This is a genomic window from Synechococcus sp. KORDI-100 (genome assembly GCF_000737535.1).
GTDB lineage: Bacteria > Cyanobacteriota > Cyanobacteriia > PCC-6307 > Cyanobiaceae > Parasynechococcus.
On the sequence record NZ_CP006269.1, the window covers coordinates 144,383 to 168,744 of the forward strand.

Below are 24,362 nucleotides of genomic sequence, written 5' to 3' on the forward strand. Positions count from 1 at the left end.
CCTCCAAGCTCAGGCCGCTTTTCGTTCCAAAAGACTGGCTGCATACGCATCTGCCTGGTCGCCACCTGCGAGCTCCGCCAGCTCCTGGCGTCGTTGCTGAGTGTCCCGCAGTCGGGACACTCGCGAACGGGTCATGCCATCGCTGACGTGCTTGCTGACGCGGAAATGGTGCTCAGCCCTGGCAGCCACGAGCGGTTGATGGGTCACGCAGAACACCTGTCGGTGGCGGGCCATCGAATGCAGAAGATCACCGATGGCGTCGCTGATCCGACCGCTGACGCCGGTGTCGATTTCGTCGAACAGAAGCGTTCCGGATCCATCAACGGACGCCAGTGTTGTCTTGAGAGCCAGCAGAAAGCGGGACATCTCACCTCCGGATGCAACCTCAGCCAGAGGTGCCAGAGGTTGGCCGGGATTGGCTGAAAACAGAAAGGTCACCTGATCCGATCCATGCTCAGCAGGCTCTGCAGCGGAGAGCCGAACCTCAAAGCGCAGATGCTGCAAGCCCATGGGACGCAACAGATCCATCAACGATGACTCCATCCGACGAGCGGTCCGAAGACGGGCCTTGTGCAGTCGTTGATGGATGGCATCACGACCCGAACGGGCATCGAGCTCTCGTTGACGAAGGACTGAGAGATCGGCTGCAGGGCCAGTTCCGGACAACTGGTCGCGCAAGGCATCACGCCGTTCGATCAAGCCGGGCAGATCGAGACCATGACGACGCTGCAGCCGCTTGAGGGTGGCGAGACGATCCTGCAACCGATCCAGACGCTCCGGATCGCTCTCGAGGGTCATCCCGTACTGATTAAGAGCGCGCAACAGGCTCTCGACAGCGACCTCGAGATCGAGAACCTGATCGCGAAGCGGTGCCAGTGATCCATCCATCTGCACCATGGACTGGAGCTCATGAATGGATGCGGTCAGATGGTCGGTGAGGGACGGGACCTGATCCTCTCCATCCCGAACGCGGGAAAACAACGCAGCCAGACCGTCCTGAAGTCTCACGCCATGAACCAGGCGATCCTGCTCCTGCTCAAGCATCTGCTGCTCGCCAGGGTCATCCAGATCAGCCTGTTCAAGTTGATCCAGCAGGTCCTGAAGGTCCTGTCGCTGCTGAATCAGCTGATCGGCCTCGGTCTGAAAACGGCGAAGTTCGGACGCAGCATCATGCCAGATCGACCAGGCTTCGCGAGCCTGAATCAACTCCTGTTCGAACGCTGCACCTCCGAGTTGATCAAGCCAGCCACGCTGCTGACCAGGACTGGACAGCTGCTGCGTCTGACCCTGAACCGTGAGATCGATCAACAGCGGACGCAGCTCCAACAGCTGCTGCCGGTTCACGGCCGTGCCGTTGAGACGACAACGACTTGAGTAACGGCTGTCCTGGCTCCGCCACTCGCGGCTGAGCAGAAGGTCCTCGTCATCGATGTCGAAACCAGCCACCGCCAACCAGTTCTGAACAGCTGGCGTCAGGACGAAACAGGCTTCGATCCTGGCCCGATCACAACCACTCTGAATCAGGCGGACACCAGCGGCGCCCTGAGCTCCACCAAGAACTGCATCGAGGGCATCGAGAAGAATCGATTTGCCGGCACCTGTCTCGCCGGTGAGCACCGTGAAACCAGCCTCAAACTGCAGTTCAAGGCTGTCGATCAAAGCAATGTTCTGCAGCTGCAGACCGGTGAGCACAGGACAAAGCAGTGGTCGACTTGACCGTAGCGGCGGTTCACTTCGTTTAGAAGGGGTGGCAATCACGGAACCCCACACCGATGAACGAGGAGCTCGGGGATTTCATCGAAGCCGCAGGGTTGCTCACCTATGACCCCGCCGCCATCACCCGGATCTATGCCGGGCACCCCCAGCGCCTGATCCGACGCCTCTGGCAAACGCTGGTGCCGATTGGCCTCTTCCTGTTGGGTGTCGGCTTCGACTGGCTTCTTGGACTGCTGAAGAACCCAGACCGATCCCGAGCCAGAGCCAGAGAGTGCGCTGAACTGCTTGTGGACCTTGGTCCGGCCTTCATCAAGGCTGGACAGGCGCTGTCAACCCGCCCGGACATCGTGCCCCCCGTCCTGCTTGAGGAGCTCGCGCAGCTCCAGGACCAGCTACCAGGTTTCGAGAGTGATCTGGCCATGGCCTGCATCGAGGAGGACCTCGGCGCCCCGGTGGACGACCTGTTTGAGGAACTGGAACGCGAACCGATTTCAGCGGCATCGCTTGGGCAGGTTCACCGGGGGGTTCTCAAAAACGGCCAGAGGGTGGCTGTGAAGGTGCAGCGACCCGGACTACGGGAGCAGATCACGCTGGATCTGTACATCGTCCGCAACATCGCCGCCTGGCTCAACAGCAACATCGGTCTGATCAGAAGCGATCTGGTCGCCCTGATTGATGAGCTCGGCAAACGGGTGTTCGAGGAGATGGACTATCTCAACGAAGCCGCCAATGCCGAACGCTTCAGGCAACTTCATCGCCACAACCCAAGGATTGCCGTCCCAACGATTCACAGGGAGGTCACCAGTCGACGGGTCCTGACGATGGAGTGGATCGATGGCGTGAAGCTCACCAACCTTCAGGCCGTCCGAGAGCTGGGGATCGACCCTGACGACATGGTTCAGGTCGGCGTGAACTGCAGCCTGCAGCAACTGCTGGAGCATGGTTTCTTCCACGCTGATCCCCACCCTGGAAACCTGTTGGCCATCGCCGACGGTCGTCTCTGCTATCTCGATTTCGGGATGATGAGCGAAGTGACGCGGGAGTCGCGAACAGGCCTGATCCAGGCGGTGGTTCATCTGGTGAACCGCAATTTCGGAAAACTCTCAAAGGATTTCGTCACCCTTGGTTTTCTGGCTGAGGACGTGAACCTTGAACCGATCGTGCCGGCCTTCGAACAGGTCTTCAGCCAGGCGCTGGACGTCGGTGTGAACCGAATGGATTTCAAGGCCGTGACCGACGACATGTCCGGCGTGATGTACAAATTCCCCTTCCGAGTTCCTCCCTATTACGCCCTGATCATTCGATCCCTGGTGACCCTGGAGGGAATTGCTCTCAGCGTGGATCCCGACTTCAAGATCCTGGGAGCGGCCTATCCCTATTTCGCCAGGCGTCTGATGGAGGACCCAGACCCGCAGTTGCGACAGAGCCTCAAGGAAATGCTGTTCGACGGAGATGCCTTCCGCTGGACCCGTCTGGAAAACCTGGTGTCATCGGCTGCCAGCGAAGCGCAACTCGACCTGAACACACTCCTGGATCAGCTGCTGGATTTCCTGTTCTCAGCCAATGGCGGCCTGCTTCGCGATCAGCTTGTGGAAACCACTGTGGAACGTCTGGATGCCATCGGCTGGTCCACGATGCAACGTCTCGGTCGACGACTGCCGAAGCGCCTGCTGCCTGCTGCAATCGCGGATCCCGGTATCGCATCAGCGGATCCCATGCTTCAGTTCGAGCCGATTCGTCAGTTGATTGAGGTGCTTCAGTCGCTTCCGGGATTCAGTCCAGATCTGCTGATGCGACGGTTGCCTCGCGTGATGAATGATCCAGCCTCACGTCACATGGGGGTGAAAGTTGCTCAAGGTCTGGCCGAGCGCGGTGTTGTCCGTCTCGTCAAGGTTGCAGCAGGTGTTCAGCCCTAGATTTTGACCAATTTTCTCTGAACAATGTTTCAACGCCGACGTCACCGGACCACTGCCATGGCCCTGGCGGCCGGCATTGGGATCGCCAGCCAGGTCTGTTGCACCCCCCCGGTTCAAGCCGCGAAGGATGTCGCTCTTGTCAGCGGAGCGTTCCGACGGTCGATTCCGGTGAAGGAGATCGAACATCTCGCCGAGACCGGCGAGCCGATCGGCCTTCTGAAAAATCTTCTGAGCCTCTCCGGTCAGGATCCGGCGGAGGTTGCCAAATTGCTCAATCAGAAGATCGATCTACCCCTGGTTCTGACCAGCCGTCTGGTGAGCACACGCATCGGGGACGCGATCATCAAACGCGTGGCCAAGATCATCTATCCGATCTACACACCACAGGCCTCCGTCAGCGTTCCGGCGATCCGCGCAGGGGTGGTCAATGGACTGCAGCTTGAAGAGGGTGGCCTGACGGCCGTCTCCTTCCTCAAGGCCTATCCGAATGACGTGATGGCAGTGAATCTTCCGGCCCTGTTCGCAGTGATCGAGAAAGCTCAGTCGATCGCTGGCCTGGTGAAGTTCTTCTCGGACTCCCCGCTCGACGGGCTCAAGGATGGCTCAAAACCCTGACGCCTAGATTCCGGCAGACCCTCCTGACAGGTCGCAGTCGTGTTTGAAAACCTTCGTCGCCGTTTCGCAGCCACCCCGGTGATGCAGGACTGGCCGGGCCTGATCGAGGCCTACCGAAGCTGGCTTCCGGTCACGAGCACCACCCCGGTCATCACCTTGCGAGAGGGAGCGACACCGCTCATCCCTGTGCCATCGATCGCTGAACGGATCGGCAGAGGGGTATCGGTTTTTGTGAAATACGACGGTCTGAATCCCACCGGATCCTTCAAGGACCGGGGGATGACGATGGCCATCAGCAAAGCCAAGGAAACCGGCTGTGAAGCGGTGATCTGCGCCAGCACGGGCAACACCAGTGCAGCCGCCGCGGCCTATGCACGCCGCGGCGGCATGCGGGCCTTTGTGCTGATCCCTGATGGCTACGTCGCCCAGGGGAAGCTGGCACAGGCCCTCGTTTACGGCGCTGAAGTTCTGGCAATCCGAGGGAACTTCGACCGCGCGCTCGACATCGTTCAGGAGGCGGCGAAGACCTACCCGGTGACCCTGGTGAATTCAGTGAATCCGTTCCGCCTGCAGGGCCAGAAGACAGCAGCTTTCGAAATTGTGGACGCACTGGGAGAAGCCCCTGACTGGCTCTGCATTCCGATGGGGAATGCTGGCAACATCACGGCCTACTGGATGGGCTTTGGGGAGTACCAAAAAGCTGGTCACAGCCGCAGACTGCCCAGGATGATGGGATTCCAGGCCAGCGGTTCAGCTCCTCTGGTCAAGGGACAGACGATCACCGACCCGGAAACGATTGCGACAGCGATCCGCATTGGCAATCCGGTGAACCGTGAGAAGGCACTCGCCGCGCGACAGGCCAGCAACGGAGCATTCCTGGATGTCACCGATGGAGAGATCATTGATGCCTACAAGCTTCTCGGAGGCCAGGAAGGCATCTTCTGCGAACCGGCGAGCGCCGCATCCGTTGCCGGTCTGTTGAAACGGAAGGACGAGGTTCCCCAGGAGGCAACTGTGGTGTGCGTTCTCACCGGAAACGGGCTCAAGGACCCCGATTGCGCCATCAAAAACAACGACGCAGCGTTCCATACGGATCTGGATCCGGATCTCGGGACCGTGGCCAAGGTGATGGGTTTTTGAATCAGAGCGAAAAAACCCGGAGACAGTCGGCAAACAGCCTGAGGAGAACCGGGCACAACCACGCCCCGGCGCTGTGGAAAGTCCACCCGGACCAATCCACTTGGAAGCGACAGAGGATTTCACAGCTGGTGGAAAAGGGGAATTCAGAACACTTCCGCACAACCAGGCTGAGATTCTCCACGCTGCTCTGCCGCCAGGACCTCAGTCACTGACTGACGGATCTGCCCCTTTTCCCCTTTTCCACCGTCCCTTCTACAACGGTTGTTCTTCTAATTCTTTTTTGAAGACAAAGAACAAAACAGCCGAACGTGATCCATTGAAGGCATTGGCATTGCGTTCAGCGCATCCCTGTGAAACGGTGGAGCACCCGAACAGCTCCAGCCCCCAGCACGATGAAAGTGGTCTGCTCCCAGGCGGAACTCAATGCAGCGCTGCAGCTCGTCAGCCGTGCCGTCGCGACACGCCCGACCCATCCCGTGCTGGCCAATGTTCTTCTGACCGCCGATGCTGGCACCGGACGCGTGAGCCTGACCGGTTTTGATTTGAGTCTGGGGATTCAGACCTCACTGGCTGCCGAGGTGGAAAGCAGCGGTGCCATCACCCTTCCCGCCCGTCTGCTCGGCGAGATTGTCAACCGTTTGTCGAGCGATTCACCGATCACCCTCGCCACAGAGGAGTCCGGGGAACAGATTCAGCTCAACAGTCTCAGCGGCAGCTATCAGATGCGAGGCATGCCTGCAGACGATTACCCCGAATTGCCGATGGTGGAAAGCGGCAGAACGTTGAAGCTTCAAGCCTCCGTTCTTGTGGAGGCTCTCAGGGGAACGTTGTTTGCCAGCAGTGGTGATGAGGCAAAGCAGCTCCTCACCGGTGTGCACCTGCAATTCCGTCAGCAGGCCCTCGAAGCAGCCGCCACGGATGGCCATCGCCTGGCTGTGCTGGAAGTGGACAACGTCCTTCAGGATCAGAGCGAGCCTTCCGTCAACCCTGACAGCGACGAGGAAGCCTTTGCCGTCACCTTGCCGGCCCGCTCCCTGCGCGAGGTGGAGCGAATGATGGCGGGATGGCGTTCCGGCGAGCCGGTGAGTCTGTTCTGTGATCGCGGTCAGGTGGTTTTTCTGGCTTCTGATCAGATGGTCACCAGTCGCACCCTGGAAGGCACCTATCCGAATTACCGCCAGCTGATTCCTGATGGTTTCAGCCGCAGCCTCGGCCTGGATCGTCGGGCCCTGATCGCCGCGCTTGAAAGGATCGCTGTGTTGGCTGATCAGCACAACAATGTCGTCAAGTTCATGACCGAGCCGGACAAGGGCATGGTCCAAATCAGTGCCGATGCTCAGGATGTCGGCAGCGGTTCGGAATCTCTGCCCGCCAATCTCAGCGGTGAAGCCTTGCAGATTGCCTTCAACGTCAGATATCTGCTCGATGGTCTGAAGGCCATGGCTGTGGACCGGGTGGTTCTCCATTGCAATGCGCCGACGACGCCTGCTGTGCTGAAGCCAGAGGAGGCTGCCGATGGGTTCACCTACCTGGTGATGCCGGTTCAGATCCGTTCCTGATGTGAATTTGCCGGATCAGCTGCTGCTCAGTGATCTGCTGCATCACACCGTGCGTTGTGATCTCGGCCTCGATCATGGTCCCGGGGTCCAAGCTTGGATGCATCCACCGGTTCATCGCCTGCTCGGCTGGGTCAGTCGCCCGTCGGCTCTGCGCATGTCTCGGGAGGTGTGGCGTCTCGATCAGTGTTGTGGCTTGACGGATCAGCAGATCTTCGTTCGTGGAGAGCCAGCTCTGACCAATCAGGTGACCCTAGAGCGTCTGCCCACCCTGATTGATGCCGATGTGCTCGATCGACATGGAGAACGCCTGGGAGGTCTGGTGGATCTTGTGTTCGAGCCCTCCTCCGGTGTGATCCAGCACTACCTGCTGTCCCGTAGTGATCCACGTCTGCCTGGCAGTTCACGGTGGCGTCTGACACCTGATCGCATCGTTGATCAGCAGCCCGGTGTCGTGTTGACCGGCCTGATCAGTCTGGAGGATCTGCCCCTGTCTCGAGCCAGTGTCAGACAGGATTTGCTGCAGCGGACCCAGCGCTGGAGAGACCAACTGCGTCAGATGGGTGATCGCGCTGGTGATCGCCTCGAAGGTTGGTTGGAAGAGCCGCCATGGCAGGAGGCCGATCAGCAGAAGCGCCAACCTACGCAGAGCCGTATGGACCATGATCCTCTTGACGACTGGGATGACACCACCTGGCCGGCATCTCGTTCATCACGACATAGGGACGACGATCCCTGGGTCTGAATCCAGGGGGCATGGTTGTCGGCAACACTGGATGAAGGTGTGGTTTCAGTCTTGGTCTCCCTCTCCGATTCCCCTGGATATGACCATGTGGCAGCCCTCAGGCAGGAAGGTCTGAAGCCGCGGGATTGGGATGAGATCTGTCGGCGTCTTGGACGGGCTCCGAATCGCGTCGAACTGGGAATGTTTGGCGTGATGTGGTCTGAACACTGCTGCTATCGAAATTCCAGGCCTTTGTTGCGGGGCTTTCCCACAACCGGACGGCGCATTCTGGTGGGGCCTGGGGAAAATGCCGGCGTGGTGGATCTCGGTGGTGGCCACCGCCTGGCGTTCAAGATTGAAAGCCACAACCACCCCTCGGCGGTTGAGCCGTTTCAGGGCGCTGCCACGGGTGTTGGAGGAATTCTGCGGGACATCTTCACCATGGGGGCAAGGCCGATTGCGTTGCTCAACGCCCTGCGTTTCGGTCCTCTAGAGGATTCGCTCAATGTGAGTTTGATGGAGGGGGTGGTGGCCGGCATCGCCCATTACGGCAATTGCGTTGGGGTGCCAACGGTTGGTGGCGAGGTGGTCTTTGACCCGTCCTATTCCGGCAATCCTTTGGTCAATGCCATGGCTCTGGGGCTGATGGAGACCGAGCAGATCGTTCGTTCCGGCGCTGCAGGCCTGTCCAATCCCGTCGTCTACGTCGGCAGCACCACCGGACGGGATGGCATGGGGGGAGCCAGTTTTGCCAGCGCTGAACTCAGTGCTGATTCCCTGGATGATCGACCTGCCGTTCAGGTTGGTGACCCTTTCCTCGAGAAAGGTCTGATCGAGGCCTGTCTGGAGGCTTTCGGCACCGGTGACGTGGTGGCGGCTCAGGACATGGGTGCCGCAGGTCTCACCTGCAGTTGTTCAGAGATGGCAGCGAAGGGCGGGATCGGCATTGAGTTGGATCTGGATCGGGTACCAGCCAGAGAGCAGGGAATGACTCCGTATGAGTTTCTGCTGTCTGAATCCCAGGAACGCATGTTGTTCGTGGTGAAGGCTGGTCGTGAGGATCGATTGATGGAGCGTTTCCGGCGATGGGGCCTTCAGGCCGCCGTCGTCGGTCGGGTCCTTGAGGAGCCACTGGTGAGGGTGCTGCACAACGGTGTTGTGGCCGCCGAGGTGCCCGCCACCGCTCTGGCGGACGACACGCCGATCGAACAACACGCCCTCCTGGATCAGCCTCCGGAGGATGTTCAGGCACTCTGGCGCTGGCGGGAGGAGGAGGAGCCCGACGTCCGCGATCCTTCAGATCTGCTGATGCGCTTGCTGGACGACCCCACCATTGCCAGCAAACGCTGGATCTATCGCCAGTACGACCAGCAGGTTCTGGCCAACACGGTGATGTCGTCCGGTGCTGGGGACGCAGCTGTTGTCCGCCTGCGTTCCCAGAACTCCATGGAGGATGAGATCCGTGGCGTGGCGGCCACAGTCGACTGCCCGAACCGCTGGGTTGCTCTCGATCCCGAGCGAGGCGCCATGGCTGCAGTGGCCGAGGCCGCCCGCAATCTCAGTTGCGTGGGCGCCGAGCCATTGGCGATCACGGACAATCTGAATTTTCCGTCTCCTGAGACGGGGCGGGGTTACTGGCAGCTTGCGATGGCCTGTCGCGGTATCGCCGAGGCGTGTCGCGTGTTGGAAACCCCTGTGACCGGCGGCAATGTCTCGCTGTACAACGAGACCAGAGCGGACGATGGAACGGTTCAACCCATTCACCCCACGCCCGTGATCGGCATGGTGGGTCTGGTGGAGGACATCACCAGGATTGTCGGGCTTCGCTGGCGTCAGTCCGGAGATGCCGTTGTCCTGCTCGGAGTGCCTCTTGATGATCAGGGAGATCCACGGTTGGGGATGGCAGGCAGCAGCTACCAGCAGCTGATCTCCGGCTGTCTGGCCGGGCGTCCCCCACTGGTGGATCTTGATCTCGAACAAGCTGTTCAGAGCCTGCTGCGCGAGGGGATCCATACCGGAGTGCTGGCGTCGTCTCACGACAGCAGCGACGGCGGACTGGCCGTGGCGCTCGCCGAGTGCTGCATCACGTCCGGTCTGGGTGTGGAACTGTCCGTCCAGGATCAGCCGATGCGCCTCGATCGAGCCCTGTTTGGTGAAGGGGGTGCCCGTGTTGTGGTGTCGGTGAAGTCGGAACGAATGGACCTTTGGCAGAGCCTGATCCAGCGTCATCCGGATGTTCCCGTCACTGCGCTTGGGCGTGTGGTCGAGCAACCCGTCCTGCAATTCGACCTTGCCGGACAACGGGTTCTGGAGCGACGTGTTCAGGACCTGCAGCAGGTTCACGAAGAGGCTTTGCCACGACGTCTCAAGCGTGATGCAGAATCTTGATGCCGATCTGAAGTCGAGGCGCCCCGTGCAGCTGCTTGAGACCGAGCGTCCCGATCGTATGGAGGAGGCCTGCGGCGTTTTCGCCGTTCTCGCCGCTGAGCAACCCGTCGCCAACCTTGCCTATTTCGGCCTGTATGCCCTGCAGCATCGTGGCCAAGAATCTGCTGGCATTGCGGTGTTCAACCAGGGCAACGTCCGCCTTCACAAGGACATGGGCCTGGTGAGTCAGGTGTTTGATCAGGACGTGCTGGCCCGCATGCCAGGCGACCTTGCGATCGGCCACAACCGTTATTCGACGACGGGCAGCAGTCGCGTCTGCAATGCCCAGCCCGTGGTTTTGATGACCCGACTCGGAGCCTTCGCCCTGGCTCACAACGGCAACCTCGTGAACGCTGCCGAACTTCGCAAAGCTGTTGATGATGGTCAGGTGGAATTCACGTCCACCACGGATTCAGAACTGATCGCGTTCGCTGTTCAACAGGCCGTTGAGCGGGGCCTGGACTGGTCAGATGCGATTCGTGCTGCGCTTGAGCTCTGCAAGGGTGCTTTCAGCCTGGTGATCGGCACCCCCGAGGGTTTGTTTGCAGTCAGGGATGGTCATGGCATCCGACCGTTGGTGTTCGGGCGCTTGGGTGATCCCGAAGCAGGACACTGGGTTGTGAGTAGCGAGAGCTGTGGACTGGAGATCATCGGCGCCCATTACGTCGATGACGTGCGTCCCGGTGAACTGGTCCTGTTCCGAGAGGGCAGTCAGGAGCCGACCCGACTGAGCTGGAGCGAGGAGCCCAATCGACTGTGCGTTTTCGAGATGATTTATTTCTCGCGTCCGGACAGTCGCTTTTTCGGAGAATCTCTCTACAGCTATCGCCAGAGAATTGGTCAGACCCTCGCCAGGGAATCCGCCGTCGACGCCGATCTGGTGATTGGTGTTCCCGATTCAGGCATACCGGCTGCGATCGGTTTTTCTCAGGTCAGTGGCATTCCCTATGCCGATGGGTTGATCAAGAACCGCTACGTGGGTCGCACCTTCATTCAGCCGACACAGGCGATGCGAGAAGCCGGAATTCGCGTCAAGCTCAACCCGCTTCCGGATGTTCTCGCTGGTCAGAGGATTGTGGTGATTGATGACTCCATCGTTCGTGGAACAACGAGCCGCAAACTCGTGGTGGCTCTGCGGGAAGCCGGAGCCACGGAAGTGCACATGCGGATCAGTTCACCACCGGTCACCCATCCCTGCTTCTACGGAATCGACACCGACACGCAGGATCAGCTGATCGCCGCCCGTCTGACGCTTGAGGAGATCGAAGAACAGCTCAAGGTGGATTCACTCGCTTACCTCAGCAAGGAGGGAATGGTGGCAGCAGCGAAAGCGGACTCCGGTCACTTCTGCACGGCTTGTTTTGATGGCGACTACCCGATTCCGATGGATCAGGAGGTTCTCTCCAGCAAGTTGATGCTGGAACCTGCAGGCATTGCTGCCGGATAGGGGTCAGCTAACTGTCTTGTCCTGCACAAGGGGAACCAGGTGGGTGAGGGTTTCACCGGACCCAAGAACCAGCTGTGTCGAACTGGTTTCACCCGGTTTGCAGCATGGATAGTCGTTCGCATCCAATCGCCCGTGGCGTTTCTGGCTGGTGATCAGCCCGATCAGACCAGCTCCGCTGCAGATGGCCTGAACCTTGTCGTTCTTTCCCTCCAGTTGCACGGCAACCTCGCCGAGGTCTCCCCGCTGGCAGCGTCGCAGCTGAGAAGCATCGATGCGACTGATTCGACCTTGAACCGTGGCCACAAGGATTGTCTGGGTCGACATCAGACTGACTGCACCCGCCAACTGCTCTCCGGGGAACAGCCGCATCGTCATGGGTCCCTGAGCCAGGCGTCCCATCAGCGGTAAACAGTCCTCCTGAACCGGAAGTTTGATGACCCGGCCGATGTCGCTCACAAGAGCTAGATCCGAAGCGTTTCGGCAGATCACGGCGGCGCGCAGACTGATTCCGTCCTTGAGCTTCACCACACTGGTGGCCCGTCCGGAGAGATCCAGGACTTCGCTGAGGGGAAGCCGTTTGAATCGTCCGTCGCTGCTCAGCAGACCGAGACTGAGTTCGGAGCAGTCTCCCTGAGGCAGAGGTTCGATTCCGATCACAGGATCTCCCTCAAGACCAGTCGGCAGGAAACGTTCGAGCATGCCCGGTTGTTGACCGGCAAATTCCCAGCGCACGGTTGCAACGCGGCCGCCAGCGCTGATCGCCAGCAACCGCGGAGGGGGTTCGATCGGCAGGATCAGTCTCGCCGGCGAAGGCTCATCACCAAGAGGGCTCGCTTCGTTGAGGTGGAGACGGCCAAGGACCTGGGGAGAGATCACCTTCACCTGACCATCGGCCTGAATCAGGAGACGAGCATCCGCCGGCAGCGCTGCGAGGGCCTGTTGCCTCAGCAGTTCCGTATTGGGTCGCTGGCTGGCGGCCCGTTCCGCCATCAATTCATCGCCCCCTTCCACCAGCCGTGTGCGTCTCGCTGTCGCAAAGCGTTTCTTCAGTCCCTTCAGCTCATTCACGAGCGCATCGAGAAGCTGATCCCTGTTCTCCAGAAGCAGTTTCAGGCGCTCCCGTTCCTGACGCAGATCCTCCAGTTCCTTGCGAAGGCTCTCCTGCTCCAGTCCGGTGAGACGTCGCAAAGGCATCGCCAGCACAGCATCAGCCTGACGTTCCGACAGATCCAGACGCACCATCAGGCTGGCTCTAGCTGACGCAGCATCGGCTGCCTCCTGGATCATGCTGATCACGTCCTGCAGGTTGTTCAGCGCGGTGATCAGGCCAGATACCACTTCGAGTCGGTCTTCCGTCTTGCGCAGCGCGTAGCTGGTGCGTCGGATCAGGGTCAGTTCCCGGTAATCGAGAAACGTCTGAAGCAGCTGGCGCAGGGAGAGCTGCTGGGGTTGGCCATTGACGAGAGCCAGGAGGATGGCTCCGAAGTTGCTCTGCAGGGCCGTGCGTCGTTGCAGGTCTGCGAGCACTTTTTCCGGGTTTCCGTCTCTGCGCAGTTCCACCACCACGCGCATCCCTTCGCGGTCGCTTTCGTCGCGGATGTCTGCGATGCCGCCGATTTTTCCGTCGTTGACGAGTTCGGCCAGTTTTTCAATCCAACCGGCCTTGCTCAATTGGTATGGGAGTTCCGTGATCACCACAGCGTTGCGCTTATGGCGTCCCTTGCCGGGTTGCACTTCCTCGATGTGAGCCACACCCCGCATCGGGATGCTGCCGCGGCCGCGCAGGTAGGTATCCCGAAGGCCACTGCTCAGCAGGACCTCTCCTCCAGTCGGAAAATCAGGTCCCGGGATCAGCTCAAGCAGCCGCTCGTCGCTGAGCGCGGGCTTGCGAATCAGGGCGATCAGCCCATCCACCACCTCACCGAGATTGTGAGGGGGGATGCTGGTGGCCATGCCAACGGCGATGCCTGAACATCCGTTGAGCAGCAGGAAGGGAAGCTGCGCCGGCAGCACCGTGGGTTCCTGTTGGGAACCATCAAAGTTCGGTGCGAAATCAACGGTGTCGTCGCCGATTTCTTCGAGAAGTGCCTGATGGGCGATTGGAGCCAGACGCGTTTCGGTGTATCGCATGGCGGCCGGCGGATCGTCGTCGACCGAGCCGAAGTTGCCGTGTCCATCCAGCAGAGGGTGACGGCTGGAGAAGGTCTGAACCAACCGCACCAGTGCGTCGTAGACAGCCTGATCGCCATGGGGGTGGTACTTGCCCAGAACATCACCGACGACGCGGGCGCACTTGCGGTAGGGGCGATCGGGTGTGAGTCCGAGCTCCTGCATTGCATACAGGATCCTGCGTTGAACAGGTTTCAACCCATCGCGGGCATCCGGAAGTGCCCGACCCACGATCACGCTCATGGCGTACTCGAGGTAGGAGCGCTGCATCTCCTGATGCAGGGCGATCGGTTGGACGCGCTCCTCAGCCATTCCGTCCGCTGAATTCATTGCGGAAGGCGCTCAGCCTACCGATGGTCAGGAGCGTTTTTTCCATGTGGCATTCGCTCTGGCTCGTTCGACGGTGTCTTCCATCTCCTCATCGGCGAGGAGCTGGGCGGCGGCGGCGCGGATCCTGGTTCCCCACAACTGTTCCTCCTGGTGGGGATCCAGCACGTAATTCGGTTCCTTGGCCAGGGCGTTCTTCGCCAGACGGAGAGCTTCGTTTCGATGGCGATCCTCTCGATACAGCGCAGCAGCCAGTGCCAGCATCGGTTCAGGATTGTTCTCAATGCTCAGAACCTGGCGCCAGCGCCGGATCGCCTCCTCCCGATTGCCCAGCTGGTAAAGCACCAAGGCCTGGTTGTTCAGGGCTTCCCAGAAATCCGGTTTGAGTGCTGTGGCTTTTTCAAAAGCCTGCAGGGCCATCTTCAGTTCTGCCTGCATGATCCGCGCGTTGCCCAGATCGAAGTAGGCGCCGGAATTGTTCGAGTCGAGTTGCAAGCCTCGATTCAGCAGGCTGATCGCTTCGTCCGGACGATCGGATCGCAGGGCGATGGCAGCTTCTGCAAACCACAGTCCGGCTTTGTCTGGATTAAGGCTTTTTGCCTTCGCCAATGACACGCTGGCAGCATCGAGCTGTTCACTGCGAAGCTGGGCTTCTGCCAGCACCGACCAGAGCCGTTCATCGTCGGGTTGCAGCCGAACGGCCAGGGCTGCGAGTTGGGCTGCTTCCCGCGGTTGCCCGAGCTGCAGCAGTTGGGCTGCGGTGCGTCCGATGCCGAGCGATGAACCCTTCAGTTCCTCTTCGGATGGCAGGTAGACGTAGGGAACCAGGGCTTGAGCGGGCAGGCTCCAGCCCATCAGGCCGAGGCCGAGAAGCGTTGCAGCCAGTCGTCCGAACGCTGATTGACTGTTACGCCGTTGCGCCATGGGTGCCAGACAGTTGTCAAAGAGTAGGGGGCTGATCCGTCCGTGCTGCTTTTGCATTTCTCCGCCACATCCAGGGCTTGATCCGTCTCAGCGCTGAACTGCGCAGTCGTTGATCCCAAGTTTCGTCGTCCCAGCTGAGGGCTTGCTGTTGGGTCAGCTGCAGCAGCCAGGGTCTCGGTTGCAGATCGGGCTCCGTTGTCTGCGGCAGGCTGCGGTGATTCCACGGACAGACGTCCTGGCAGATGTCACAGCCTGCGACCCAGGGTCCAAGGGCATTCTCGATCTCCTGCGGCAGCTGAGGGTTGCGGTTTTCGATCGTGTGATACGCCAGACAGCGGGAGGCATCCACCACGAACGGTTCCCGGATCGCTTCGGTGGGGCAGGCCTGCATGCAGGCCGTGCAGCGCCCGCAGAGACTGCGAGCCGGTTCATCCGCCTGCAGCCGCTCCGTGATCAGCAGATGTCCCAGCACCATCCACGAGCCCCGGGTGCTGTTGATCAGATTGCTGTGTTTGCCAATCCATCCCAGTCCTGCTTCCTCGGCCCAGGCTTTGTCGAGCAGCGGCGCCGAGTCGACGCAGACCCGCCAGCGGACGTCGGGGCATTGTTCGGACAGCCAGCGTCCAATCCGTCGCAGACGTTGATCAACGACACGGTGGTAATCGCGACCCCAGGCGTAACGGGCGATCTTGAGGTGTCCGGGCTGGGTTTGCTGATCGACGTAGTAATTGAGGCCAACGGCCAGCACGCTTCTGGCTCCATCGAGAAGTTGCGCGGCATCCAGGCGTCGTGGGGCGGCCATCCAGGCCATGTCCGCTGCGTGGCCTTGGTTCAACCAGCGTTGCAAGGCTTCGGTGCGCATCTGCAGCCGACCGCTCCCCGGCAGATTCGCGATTCCCACCGGCTCAAAACCCTCCCGCCGCGCACGGTCTTTCAGAGCGGCGCTCAGGTTCTGCAAGGAGCTTGGTTCAGCGTCGGCCATCGACCGTAAAGTTGGGCGCTTTTTTGGCATCTTCACGTGACCGCAACCGATACGGGACGCATGGCAAACGGACGTTTGGCTCCGGTGCTCCGCTGGCTCGGCCTCACCATGGTGGTGGTACTTCTGCTTCAGATGGCCGCCGTGCTCACGGGGATTGACTGGAGCGATGAAACCCGACGCCCGCAGGTGATCGGACCACTGGTGGCGATTGCGCCCATGGGCTTCATGGGGCTTCTGATCGCTCTGATCGGTTCCCGCTTGGATCTCCCGGAGCAGCGGGCGACGCCACTGCGTTGGATCGTTTGTGTGCTGTCTGCGGTTCTTGCGATCGGCATGTTGGCGGCTGTCCCCCTGTCTCTCTCCTCTGATGGATCGGAGGGTCCTGCAGCACAGCGGATCGACCAGGGCCGCAAAGCCCTTGAAGAAGCTCGAACCATCCGTGAGGACGACAAACAGGTTGCGGCGATCGGGGAGCAACTGGCTGAGGCCGGTCAGCTCGCGGCGGATGCCACAGCCGAAGACAAAAAACGTGCTGCAGAGCAGATGATCGATCTGCAGATCACTCAGATGGATGAGCAGCTCAAATCGCTGGAGACCCAGCAGAGTCGGGCTGACAACCAGCGTCTGATCGGCGGGACAGGAAGTGCTGTGGTGCTGGCGATTGCCTTCGTTCTGCTCGCCCTTTGCGCCGTTCTCTGACCTTTCGGCACCGGGTGCTGGTTAGGTTGGTTCCAATCTTCCGACTCAGGGCTCAGAAGCTCCTTGGTCCAGTCCACTCCCAGACCTGATCTGCCGCTGACGGCGAGGCTTCAGCAGGATCTCAAGAACGATCTGATCGCAGGCTTGCTGGTGGTGATTCCACTGGCAACCACGATCTGGCTGTCGACCATCGTCAGTCGGTTCGTTCTGGCGTTTCTGACGTCGATCCCCAAGCAGTTCAATCCATTCATCACCCTGAATCCTCTGCTTCAGGATCTGATCAACCTGGCTTTGGGGCTGACGGTTCCGCTGATGGGGATCCTTCTGATCGGGTTGATGGCTCGCAACATCGTCGGACGCTGGTTGCTGGAGTTCGGCGAAGGCACGTTGAGTCGGATTCCCCTTGCCGGGTCGGTTTACAAAACCCTCAAGCAGTTGCTGGAGACCGTTCTGCGCGACAACACCAGTCGATTCAGACGCGTCGTGCTTGTGGAATATCCCCGGGAAGGTCTGTTCAGCGTTGGTTTTGTCACCGGTCAGGTGGGTCCCTCCCTGCAATCCGATCTCAACGACCCCCTCCTCAGCGTGTTCATTCCGACAGCACCAAACCCAACGACCGGTTGGTACACCTTGGTTCCGGAGCAGTCCGTCAGGGAACTCGATATTTCTGTTGAGGAAGCCTTCCGCACGATCATCTCCGCCGGCATCGTCAATCCCGATGAACGGGAGGCGCCGGTGAATCGCAGCTTCTCCAGCCTGATCGCCCAGCTGCGTTCCTCCGTCTCCTCAACAACCTGACCCGATGCAATCCAGATCGTTGTCCCGTGAGCTGGCGTTGTTGCTCCTCGGCCAGGTGACTGACCAGAGCAAACCAGCTGACCGGCATCCAACGATGGAGAACCTGCTTCAAAAAGCTCTCGACAGCCTGATGCAGCACTGGCGGGAATCACTGGATGGCAGCGCCGCTGAACTTGAGCAAGCGCAGCAGGCTCTTCTGGATAGTGAACTTGAGGAGGGTGGTGGATCAACCCTCGAAACGGCCCGGTCCCATCTGCGTGCATCCCTGAGTGCTTCGGAACAGGTCCTCAATGGTCTCTCCGCCAGCATGGAGTTGCCCCGGTTGCTTCTGCTGGGTGATCAAGATCAGATCCGCCGTTCCGCTCTGAAGCGGGTGCAACTGGTTCTGGAACAACGATCCAGCATTGATACGCGCCTCGACTCGGTGATGGAGGGATGGCGTTTCTCCCGATTGCCGCGGATCGACCGAGACATCCTGCGACTGGCTGTGGTCGATTTGATCGATCTGTCCATACCGGCACCGGTCGCGTTCAATGAGGCGGTGGAACTTGCCAATCGCTACAGCGATGAGCAGGGACGTCGCATGATCAATGGCGTCCTCAGACGTTTCCACGACGCTGCAGCGATCTCTCCGGCCTGATGGTTTTCGATTGGTTTCAGCGCGGTTCGGATCAGCCAGGGGAACCGCAGCCCACACCTTCACCACAACCCAAATCGGAGACTCCAACGGATCCATCTCCGGAACCGGCATCTGAGCCTTCTCCCGAAACATCAACAGACGCCGTCCCGACACCCACACCAAGTCCCTCGCCTGAGGATGAAGCCCTGGTCTGGGCTCGAGAGGCCTACGCCCGACTCAAGGCACAACAGCAAGCCGCGGCGTCCGCCCCTGTTCAGGAGCCTTCTCCTCAACCAGCTCCAGAAGCATCTTCGGAGCCTGAACCGACCCCCGAACCCACGCCTCCCCTGACCGATGTCGCTTCACCTGAGGCGTCTGCAGAACCTGCTGCGCTGACTTCAGAACCGACTTCAGAGCCTGAACCGAGTCCGGAAGCATCTTCGAAGCCTGAATCGACCCCTGAGCCCGGTCCGGAACCGACCCCGGAACCCACGGCGCCAGCCCTCTCCTTTCTGGAGCAGGCCGCGGCCCAGCGTCAGCTGCGCCAGCAGGAACAGGAGGCTCGTGCTGCGGAGTTACCACCGCCCACGCCAACGGTGGCTCCAGCCTCCACCTCAGCGGTTGACAAGTCGAACGAACCGACTCTCGGTGCTTTTGATGAGGAGTTCACCTGGTCGGCAGAGGTTCTTGCAGCGCAGGGACGTCGTGCGGATCAGGTCTCGCTTGAGGAGATCGACTGGCTGAGCAGGCTCCGCCGTGGTCTCGAAAAGACCCGCCAGGGCTTCGTCACCGGTTTGCTTGAGAACCTTGGAGATGATCCGCTCACCCCTGAGGTTCTCGATGACCTGGAGACCTTGCTGCTGCGTGCAGATGCCGGTGTCCAGGCCACTGACCAGGTGCTGGATGCGCTGCGTCAGCGGATGAATCAGGAGGTGGTGGATCCCGCCGAAGGCATTCGTTTTCTCAAAGAACAGCTCCGTGGTCTTCTCGAGGAGCCGATCCGCAGCAGTGGAGTTGATCTGCTGGCGCCTGAACGCGGTCGTCTCAACATCTGGCTGATGGTGGGCGTCAATGGCGTTGGTAAGACCACAACCCTCGGGAAGATCGCCAATCTGGCTGTCCGCAGTGGCTACTCAGCTCTCATCGCTGCCGCGGACACCTTTCGGGCCGCGGCGGTTCAGCAATTGCAGGTCTGGGGAGATCGCAGCGATGTGACGGTGGTGTCCAACCCCAGCGACAACGCCGACCCGGCTGCTGTTGTCTTCGATGCCATCGGAGCTGCACGATCTCGGCAGGCTGACTTGCTCCTGGTTGACACAGCTGGCCGTCTGCAGACGAAGCACAACCTGATGGAGGAGCTTCAGAAGGTGCGCAAGATCATCGATCGGCTTGCTCCGGAGTCAAAGGTTGAATCCCTCCTTGTCCTGGATGCCAGTCAGGGACAGAACGGATTGAGGCAGGCCATGGCCTTCGCCAAGGCTGCAGGGCTCACAGGCGTTGTGATCACCAAACTCGACGGCACGGCTCGCGGTGGGGTTGCGCTGGCTGTGTCGTCGGAAGCTGGATTACCGATTCGATTCATCGGTGCTGGCGAGGGCATTCGCGACTTGCGCCCGTTCAACAGTTTTGAATTTGTGGAGGCTCTTCTGGCCGGACGCTGAGCGCTCGCGCCAAGGCGTTGCTACTTTGCGACTCCCGCGGTGGCCATGCCGTGAGCAGCAAGCCACCCCGTCGACATCCGTCCACACCCCTGCGCAGCGCGAATCCAACGCCGCAGGCGATGGCATCATTGCGCCAGCTGTTCGACAGTCTCAGCCGTGAACAGCGGCGAAATCAAGACCTCTTGGTGTCCCTCGGCTTCGCCTTGAGGAGCTTCACCAACCTGCATCGCTTCCTGGAATTGGTTCCGGTGGTTGCGTCTCGGTTGCTCACGGTGGATGGAGCACTGCTTGTGCCGTTTCAGGCCGACGGCAGGCTCTGGCGGGATCAGTTGCAGGCTGTTCCCGCCGATGACTGTCAGGAGCTGCTGCGCCGACTGGCCGGTTTCGAGCCTGGTCACGCTGCTGGTTTCGGCACCGAGGAGAGTCAGCTGCTCGACATGGATCGGCTGGTTCAGCGTCTGTTTCCGAGGGCTGGCATGTTTGCCACCTCCGTTGTCTCCCGAGGACGTCCTAGAGGGCGGTTGTACGTCTTTGATCTTGCAGGGGAACTGGTCTGGACCGATGTGCATCGCCGCCATGCCCAGCTTGTGGCTGATCTGGCCGGGGTCGCGATCGAAAACGATCAGATGCTCCAGGAAGCCCGTCGCCATGAACGGGTTGATCGACAGCTGAGCATCGGTGCGGAAATTCAGGCTCAGCTTCTGCCGGACCGCTGTCCGGTGATTGAAGGGGTTGAACTGGCGGCCCGTTGCAGGCCTGCTTTTCAGGTTGGCGGCGATTACTACGACTTCATTCCAACCCGTCCGGAATTGATGGGCCGACGACGTGAGCGAGGCCGCTGGGCTCTGGTGATGGGGGATGTGATGGGCAAGGGGGTGCCAGCCGGTTTGCTGATGACGATGTTGCGCGGAATGCTGCGCGCTGAGGTGCTGAGCGGTCTCCCGCCGGATCGCATCCTCCACGACCTGAACCAGTTGGCGCAGGAGGACCTGGCTCAGTCCCATCGGTTCGTGACGTTGTTCTATTCAGATTTCGATCCGCGCACCCGGTTGCTCCGTTATGCCAATGCTGCTCACAACCCACCGCTGCTCTGGCGTTCTGAACGGCGCAGCATCAGTCGTTTGGATGCCGCCGGACTCCTGATCGGATTGCAGCCAGAAGCGGATTACAGCAGTGGCGAGGTTCGTTTGGAGCCCGGGGATGTGCTGCTTTATTACACCGACGGAGTGACCGAAGCTCCTGGAATCACAGGTGATCGATTCGATGAGGCCCGCTTGATCCGGTCGTTGGAGAGTGCCTGCCGCAGTGGTGAAGGATCCCAGGGCATTCTCAACACCCTGTTCGAGCGGTTGGATCGCTTTGTCGGTTCTGATCGTCAGCTGGAGGACGATGCCTCGATGGTGGTGCTGAAGGTGCCGGAGGCGGTCACGCTGCCGAGTGTGAGTCTGCGATCCACGCCCTGACAAGCTGTTGCCACAGGCTTGTGGGTGATGGCTGGCGGCGTTACGGGAGGCTCAGATGGAACCTGGAGTGATCGGTTCGAGCAGGGACTTCATCCGTTCATCGAGCGCTTCAACGCATCGATCGGCTTTGACATTGAGCTGCTGCAGGACGATCTCGATGGATCAATCGCCCATGCCCGCATGCTGGCGGGCTGTGGAGTCATCACAGCTGTGGAGGCCGAGCAGATCGTCGGCGGCCTGGAGATGATCCGCGCTGAAGCGGCCAGTGGCGTTTTTCAGCCGGGCCTGGCCGATGAGGATGTCCATTTTGCTGTTGAACGCCGTTTGATCGCCTTGCTGGGTCCGATCGGTAAAAAGCTGCACACCGGTCGCAGTCGCAATGATCAGGTCGGGACCGATCTCCGTCTCTGGCTTCGTCGACGTCTCGATGAACTCGATCCTGATCTGAGCAGATTGCAGACAGCCCTGTGGCGGCAGGCGGATCGCCATCGCAGCACCTTGATTCCCGGCTACACCCACCTGCAGCGGGCCCAGCCGCTCTGCCTGGCTCACCATCTGCTGGCCTACATCGAGATGCTGCAGCGAGATCGTGATCGTCTTGGGGATGTACGCAAACGGGTGAACATCTGCCCTCTCGGTGCCGCAGCTCTGGCGGGCACGCCCGTCCCGATTGACAGACGCAGGACAGCCAGGGACCTTGGTTTTGATGCTCCTTATGCGAACAGTCTCGATGCGGTGAGCGACCGCGATTTCTGTGTTGAGTTCACAGCTGCAGCGTCCCTTGTCATGGCCCATCTCAGTCGGCTGGCTGAAGAGGTGATTGTCTGGGCGTCAGAGGAGTTCGGGTTTGTAGGGCTCAGCGATCGTTGCGCCACGGGGAGCAGCTTGATGCCCCAGAAGAAAAATCCCGATGTGCCGGAACTCGTTCGAGGAAAGTGCGGCCGGGTGTTCGGTCATCTCCAGAGCCTGCTCACGATGATCAAGGGTCTTCCTCTCGCCTACAACAAGGATTTTCAGGAAGATAAGGAAGCGTTGTTCGATGCCATGCGCACGACGCGGGACTGTGTTGAAGCGATGGCCATCCTGTTTGAGGAGGGACTGACGTTCCGGCCGAAGCGGCTGGAGCAGGCGGTGGAACAGGATTTCTCCAATGCCACAGATGTGGCTGATTACCTCGTGGCGAAGGGGGTTCCCTTTCGTGAGGCCTACCAGCTGGTTGGTTCCGTGGTTCGTCATTGCCTGGAGCGCTCTTGCCTGTTGAGGGATCTCAGCCTTGAGGAGTGGAAGCAGCTCCACCCGGCCTTCGAGGCTGATCTGCATGACGCCCTTGTCCCTCGCGCCGTTGTGGCGGCTCGTCTCAGTGAAGGGGGCACCGCTTTCGAGCGTGTGGATGAACAGCTGTCAGCCTGGTCGGCTCGACTCGGTCTCGGCATCGAATGATCGACCGGGATGACCCGGTTGCGTAAACGGGTCTACGCTGAAATTGCCAGAGGTACGTGCTTCTCCTTCGAAGTCCAGGACCCATGGCGATGTTCCAGGTCCCTCCGGTCCTTTTTTTCGTACCCAGTCCACTTAAAAGTGAGCATTTTCGTCGGCAATCTCCCCTTCCGCGCTGAGCAGGAGGACGTGATCGAGCTATTTGCCCAGTTCGGTGAAGTTGTGAACTGTGCCCTTCCCCTTGAGCGGGACACAGGTCGCAAACGTGGTTTTGCGTTCATTGAAATGTCCGATGAGTCGGTCGAGTCGGCGGCGATTGAGGCTCTCCAGGGTGCCGAGCTGATGGGTCGTCCTCTGCGGATCAACAAGGCAGAGCCGCGGGGCAGTGCCCCCCGTCGTGGAGGCGGCGGCTACGGCGGCGGCGGCAGTGGTGGATATGGCGGCGGCGGTGGCGGTGGATATGGCGGTGGTGGTGGTGGCTACCGAGGTGGTGGCGGCGGCTACGGCGGCGGTGGCGGTGGATATGGCGGTGGAGGCGGTCAGGATGGCGAACGACGCTCAGGAGCCCGCGGCTGGGAGGATCGCAGTTACGGGGCTCGCGATAACCGCGACAGCAGTGGCGATGGGGGTTATGACGACGGACGCAGCCGCCGGCGTCGGGGCTCGTCGACCGCAGGAGGAGATGATTATTCCGGATACGGCGGCGCTGAGGGTTGAACTGGTCTTAAAGGCCGGCGTCGCTGAGTTGCTGGCCAGCTGTTTCCAGAACTTCAAGCCCAGCATTCCGACGCTGGGCGTTCAGACCCAGCTCCCTCCGCCAGTGCCGGGCGCCGGGAACCCCTTCAACCAGTTGCACGAGATGGCGGCATAGATCCCATAGACGTCCGCCGCGGCTCAGGTGCACTTCAGCGTGGGACTGAAGACCTTTCACCACATCAGACGCCTTGATCGTTCTTGGCATGGCACCGAAGACAACGGCGTCGATGCTCTGCCATCTCAGGGGATGGGCGTAAGCAGCGCGACCCACCATGGCGCCGTCACAGTGCTGCAATGCCTTCAGACAGTCCTCTGGCGATTCGAGGCCTCCGTTGAGCTCGATCAGCAGGTGAGGGCGACGGTGCTTCAACGCTGTCACGCGCTCGTGCTGCAGTGGTGGGATGGTTCTGTTCTGTTTGGGATCAAGTCCCTCCAGCCAGGCTTTGCGGGCGTGAATGGCAAAACGGCTTGCTCCTGCTGAAGCCACCCGATCCACAAAGGCCGTGAGCAGGGCATCACTGTCGAGATCATCGATGCCAATCCTGTGCTTCACGGTGACGGGACGATCAGTGGCTGCGCACATCGCTTCCACGCAGCGGGCCACAAGATCGGGCTCCGCCATCAGACAGGCCCCGAAGTTGCCAGCCAGAACCTTCTGGCTTGGGCAACCAATATTCAAGTTGATCTCGTCATAACCCCAGTCCGTTGCAAGTCGCGCTGCTTCGGCGAGCAGGGCCGGATCGTCGCCACCGATCTGCAGGGCGATGGGATGTTCGATGGGATCAAAATCCAGGAGTCGATGCCTTCTGTTGCTGTGATGCAGTGCCTGGGCCACCACCATTTCCGAGTACAGGAGCGCATGCCGACTGATCTGGCGCATCAGCACGCGGAAATGGCGATCCGTGCAGTCGAGCATCGGCGCCACGCTGAAGCGGTAGGCGCTCATCAGCTGATGGGGCTCGACGGAGTTCATCGACCCATGCTGC

Annotated in this window: 19 protein-coding genes; 14 read left to right on the forward strand and 5 right to left on the reverse strand. The window is 60.4% G+C overall.

The window, feature by feature from the left end; translation table 11 throughout:
* Window positions 1-9: 9 nt before the first annotated feature.
* Entirely contained in the window at window positions 10-1,692 is a 1,683-nt protein-coding gene (gene recN / locus KR100_RS00785; protein WP_038542404.1) for a DNA repair protein RecN, read from the reverse strand.
* Between the two features lie 80 nt (window positions 1,693-1,772).
* Here recN and KR100_RS00790 point away from each other — a divergent pair, with 80 nt between their 5' ends.
* The 7 genes from KR100_RS00790 to purF all read left to right on the forward strand — a co-directional run bounded on the left by KR100_RS00790 (window position 1,773) and on the right by purF (window position 11,541).
* Window positions 1,773-3,632: an AarF/ABC1/UbiB kinase family protein gene (locus KR100_RS00790; RefSeq protein WP_038542406.1), complete on the forward strand. Its 1,860-nt coding sequence runs from the start codon at window positions 1,773-1,775 to the stop codon at window positions 3,630-3,632.
* A 24-nt stretch (window positions 3,633-3,656) separates the two neighbouring features.
* A complete protein-coding gene (locus KR100_RS00795; RefSeq protein WP_051847255.1) occupies window positions 3,657-4,247 on the forward strand; it encodes an alpha/beta hydrolase in 591 nt (196 codons plus the stop codon).
* 81 nt (window positions 4,248-4,328) lie between these two features.
* Window positions 4,329-5,387, forward strand: a complete 1,059-nt coding sequence (gene thrC / locus KR100_RS00800; RefSeq protein ID WP_038547541.1) for a threonine synthase — start codon at window positions 4,329-4,331, stop codon at window positions 5,385-5,387.
* 392 nt (window positions 5,388-5,779) lie between these two features.
* Window positions 5,780-6,946 carry a DNA polymerase III subunit beta gene (dnaN, locus tag KR100_RS00805; protein WP_038547543.1) on the forward strand — a complete coding sequence of 389 codons (1,167 nt, stop codon included), beginning with the start codon at window positions 5,780-5,782 and terminating at the stop codon, window positions 6,944-6,946.
* Window position 6,947: 1 nt separating this feature from the next.
* A complete protein-coding gene (locus KR100_RS00810) occupies window positions 6,948-7,688 on the forward strand; it encodes a hypothetical protein (protein ID WP_038542411.1) in 741 nt (246 codons plus the stop codon).
* 51 nt (window positions 7,689-7,739) lie between these two features.
* Complete coding sequence (gene purL / locus KR100_RS00815) at window positions 7,740-10,055, forward strand: phosphoribosylformylglycinamidine synthase subunit PurL (RefSeq protein WP_038547546.1); 2,316 nt, start codon at window positions 7,740-7,742, stop codon at window positions 10,053-10,055.
* On the forward strand, window positions 10,042-11,541 hold the full coding sequence (gene purF / locus KR100_RS00820) for an amidophosphoribosyltransferase (RefSeq protein ID WP_038542413.1): 1,500 nt from the start codon (window positions 10,042-10,044) through the stop codon (window positions 11,539-11,541). Before purL ends, purF begins: the two co-directional genes overlap by 14 nt.
* Before the next feature lie 3 nt (window positions 11,542-11,544).
* Here purF and KR100_RS00825 read toward each other — a convergent pair whose 3' ends face one another.
* The 3 genes from KR100_RS00825 to queG are packed head-to-tail and all read right to left on the reverse strand — an operon-like array spanning window position 11,545 to window position 15,943.
* The gene (locus KR100_RS00825; protein WP_038542415.1) at window positions 11,545-14,022 is read right to left on the reverse strand and encodes a DNA topoisomerase (ATP-hydrolyzing) subunit A; all 2,478 of its coding nucleotides are present in this window, start codon (window positions 14,020-14,022) and stop codon (window positions 11,545-11,547) included.
* Window positions 14,023-14,067: 45 nt separating this feature from the next.
* On the reverse strand, window positions 14,068-14,961 hold the full coding sequence (locus KR100_RS00830) for a tetratricopeptide repeat protein (RefSeq protein WP_038542417.1): 894 nt from the start codon (window positions 14,959-14,961) through the stop codon (window positions 14,068-14,070).
* A gap of 16 nt (window positions 14,962-14,977) precedes the next feature.
* The gene (gene queG / locus KR100_RS00835) at window positions 14,978-15,943 is read right to left on the reverse strand and encodes a tRNA epoxyqueuosine(34) reductase QueG (RefSeq protein ID WP_038542419.1); all 966 of its coding nucleotides are present in this window, start codon (window positions 15,941-15,943) and stop codon (window positions 14,978-14,980) included.
* Window positions 15,944-15,979: 36 nt separating this feature from the next.
* Between queG and KR100_RS00840 the strand changes: the two genes are divergently transcribed.
* From KR100_RS00840 to KR100_RS00870, 7 genes are all read left to right on the forward strand, one after another.
* Entirely contained in the window at window positions 15,980-16,642 is a 663-nt protein-coding gene (locus KR100_RS00840; protein ID WP_038542421.1) for an HpsJ family protein, read from the forward strand.
* A gap of 63 nt (window positions 16,643-16,705) precedes the next feature.
* On the forward strand, window positions 16,706-17,440 hold the full coding sequence (locus tag KR100_RS00845; RefSeq protein WP_038542423.1) for a DUF502 domain-containing protein: 735 nt from the start codon (window positions 16,706-16,708) through the stop codon (window positions 17,438-17,440).
* Window positions 17,441-17,444: 4 nt separating this feature from the next.
* Window positions 17,445-18,080: a transcription antitermination factor NusB gene (gene nusB, locus KR100_RS00850; RefSeq protein ID WP_038542425.1), complete on the forward strand. Its 636-nt coding sequence runs from the start codon at window positions 17,445-17,447 to the stop codon at window positions 18,078-18,080.
* Window positions 18,080-19,720, forward strand: a complete 1,641-nt coding sequence (gene ftsY / locus KR100_RS00855; protein WP_038542427.1) for a signal recognition particle-docking protein FtsY — start codon at window positions 18,080-18,082, stop codon at window positions 19,718-19,720. The genes nusB and ftsY overlap by 1 nt, the downstream gene beginning before the upstream one ends.
* A gap of 50 nt (window positions 19,721-19,770) precedes the next feature.
* Window positions 19,771-21,183, forward strand: coding sequence for a PP2C family protein-serine/threonine phosphatase (locus tag KR100_RS00860; protein ID WP_038542429.1), 1,413 nt, complete (start codon window positions 19,771-19,773; stop codon window positions 21,181-21,183).
* A 27-nt stretch (window positions 21,184-21,210) separates the two neighbouring features.
* The gene (gene argH, locus KR100_RS00865) at window positions 21,211-22,623 is read left to right on the forward strand and encodes an argininosuccinate lyase (protein WP_038547549.1); all 1,413 of its coding nucleotides are present in this window, start codon (window positions 21,211-21,213) and stop codon (window positions 22,621-22,623) included.
* 138 nt (window positions 22,624-22,761) lie between these two features.
* Window positions 22,762-23,337: an RNA-binding protein gene (locus tag KR100_RS00870; RefSeq protein WP_038542431.1), complete on the forward strand. Its 576-nt coding sequence runs from the start codon at window positions 22,762-22,764 to the stop codon at window positions 23,335-23,337.
* Window positions 23,338-23,344: 7 nt separating this feature from the next.
* Here KR100_RS00870 and dusA read toward each other — a convergent pair whose 3' ends face one another.
* Window positions 23,345-24,349: a tRNA dihydrouridine(20/20a) synthase DusA gene (dusA, locus tag KR100_RS00875; RefSeq protein WP_038542433.1), complete on the reverse strand. Its 1,005-nt coding sequence runs from the start codon at window positions 24,347-24,349 to the stop codon at window positions 23,345-23,347.
* Window positions 24,350-24,362: the final 13 nt, after the last annotated feature.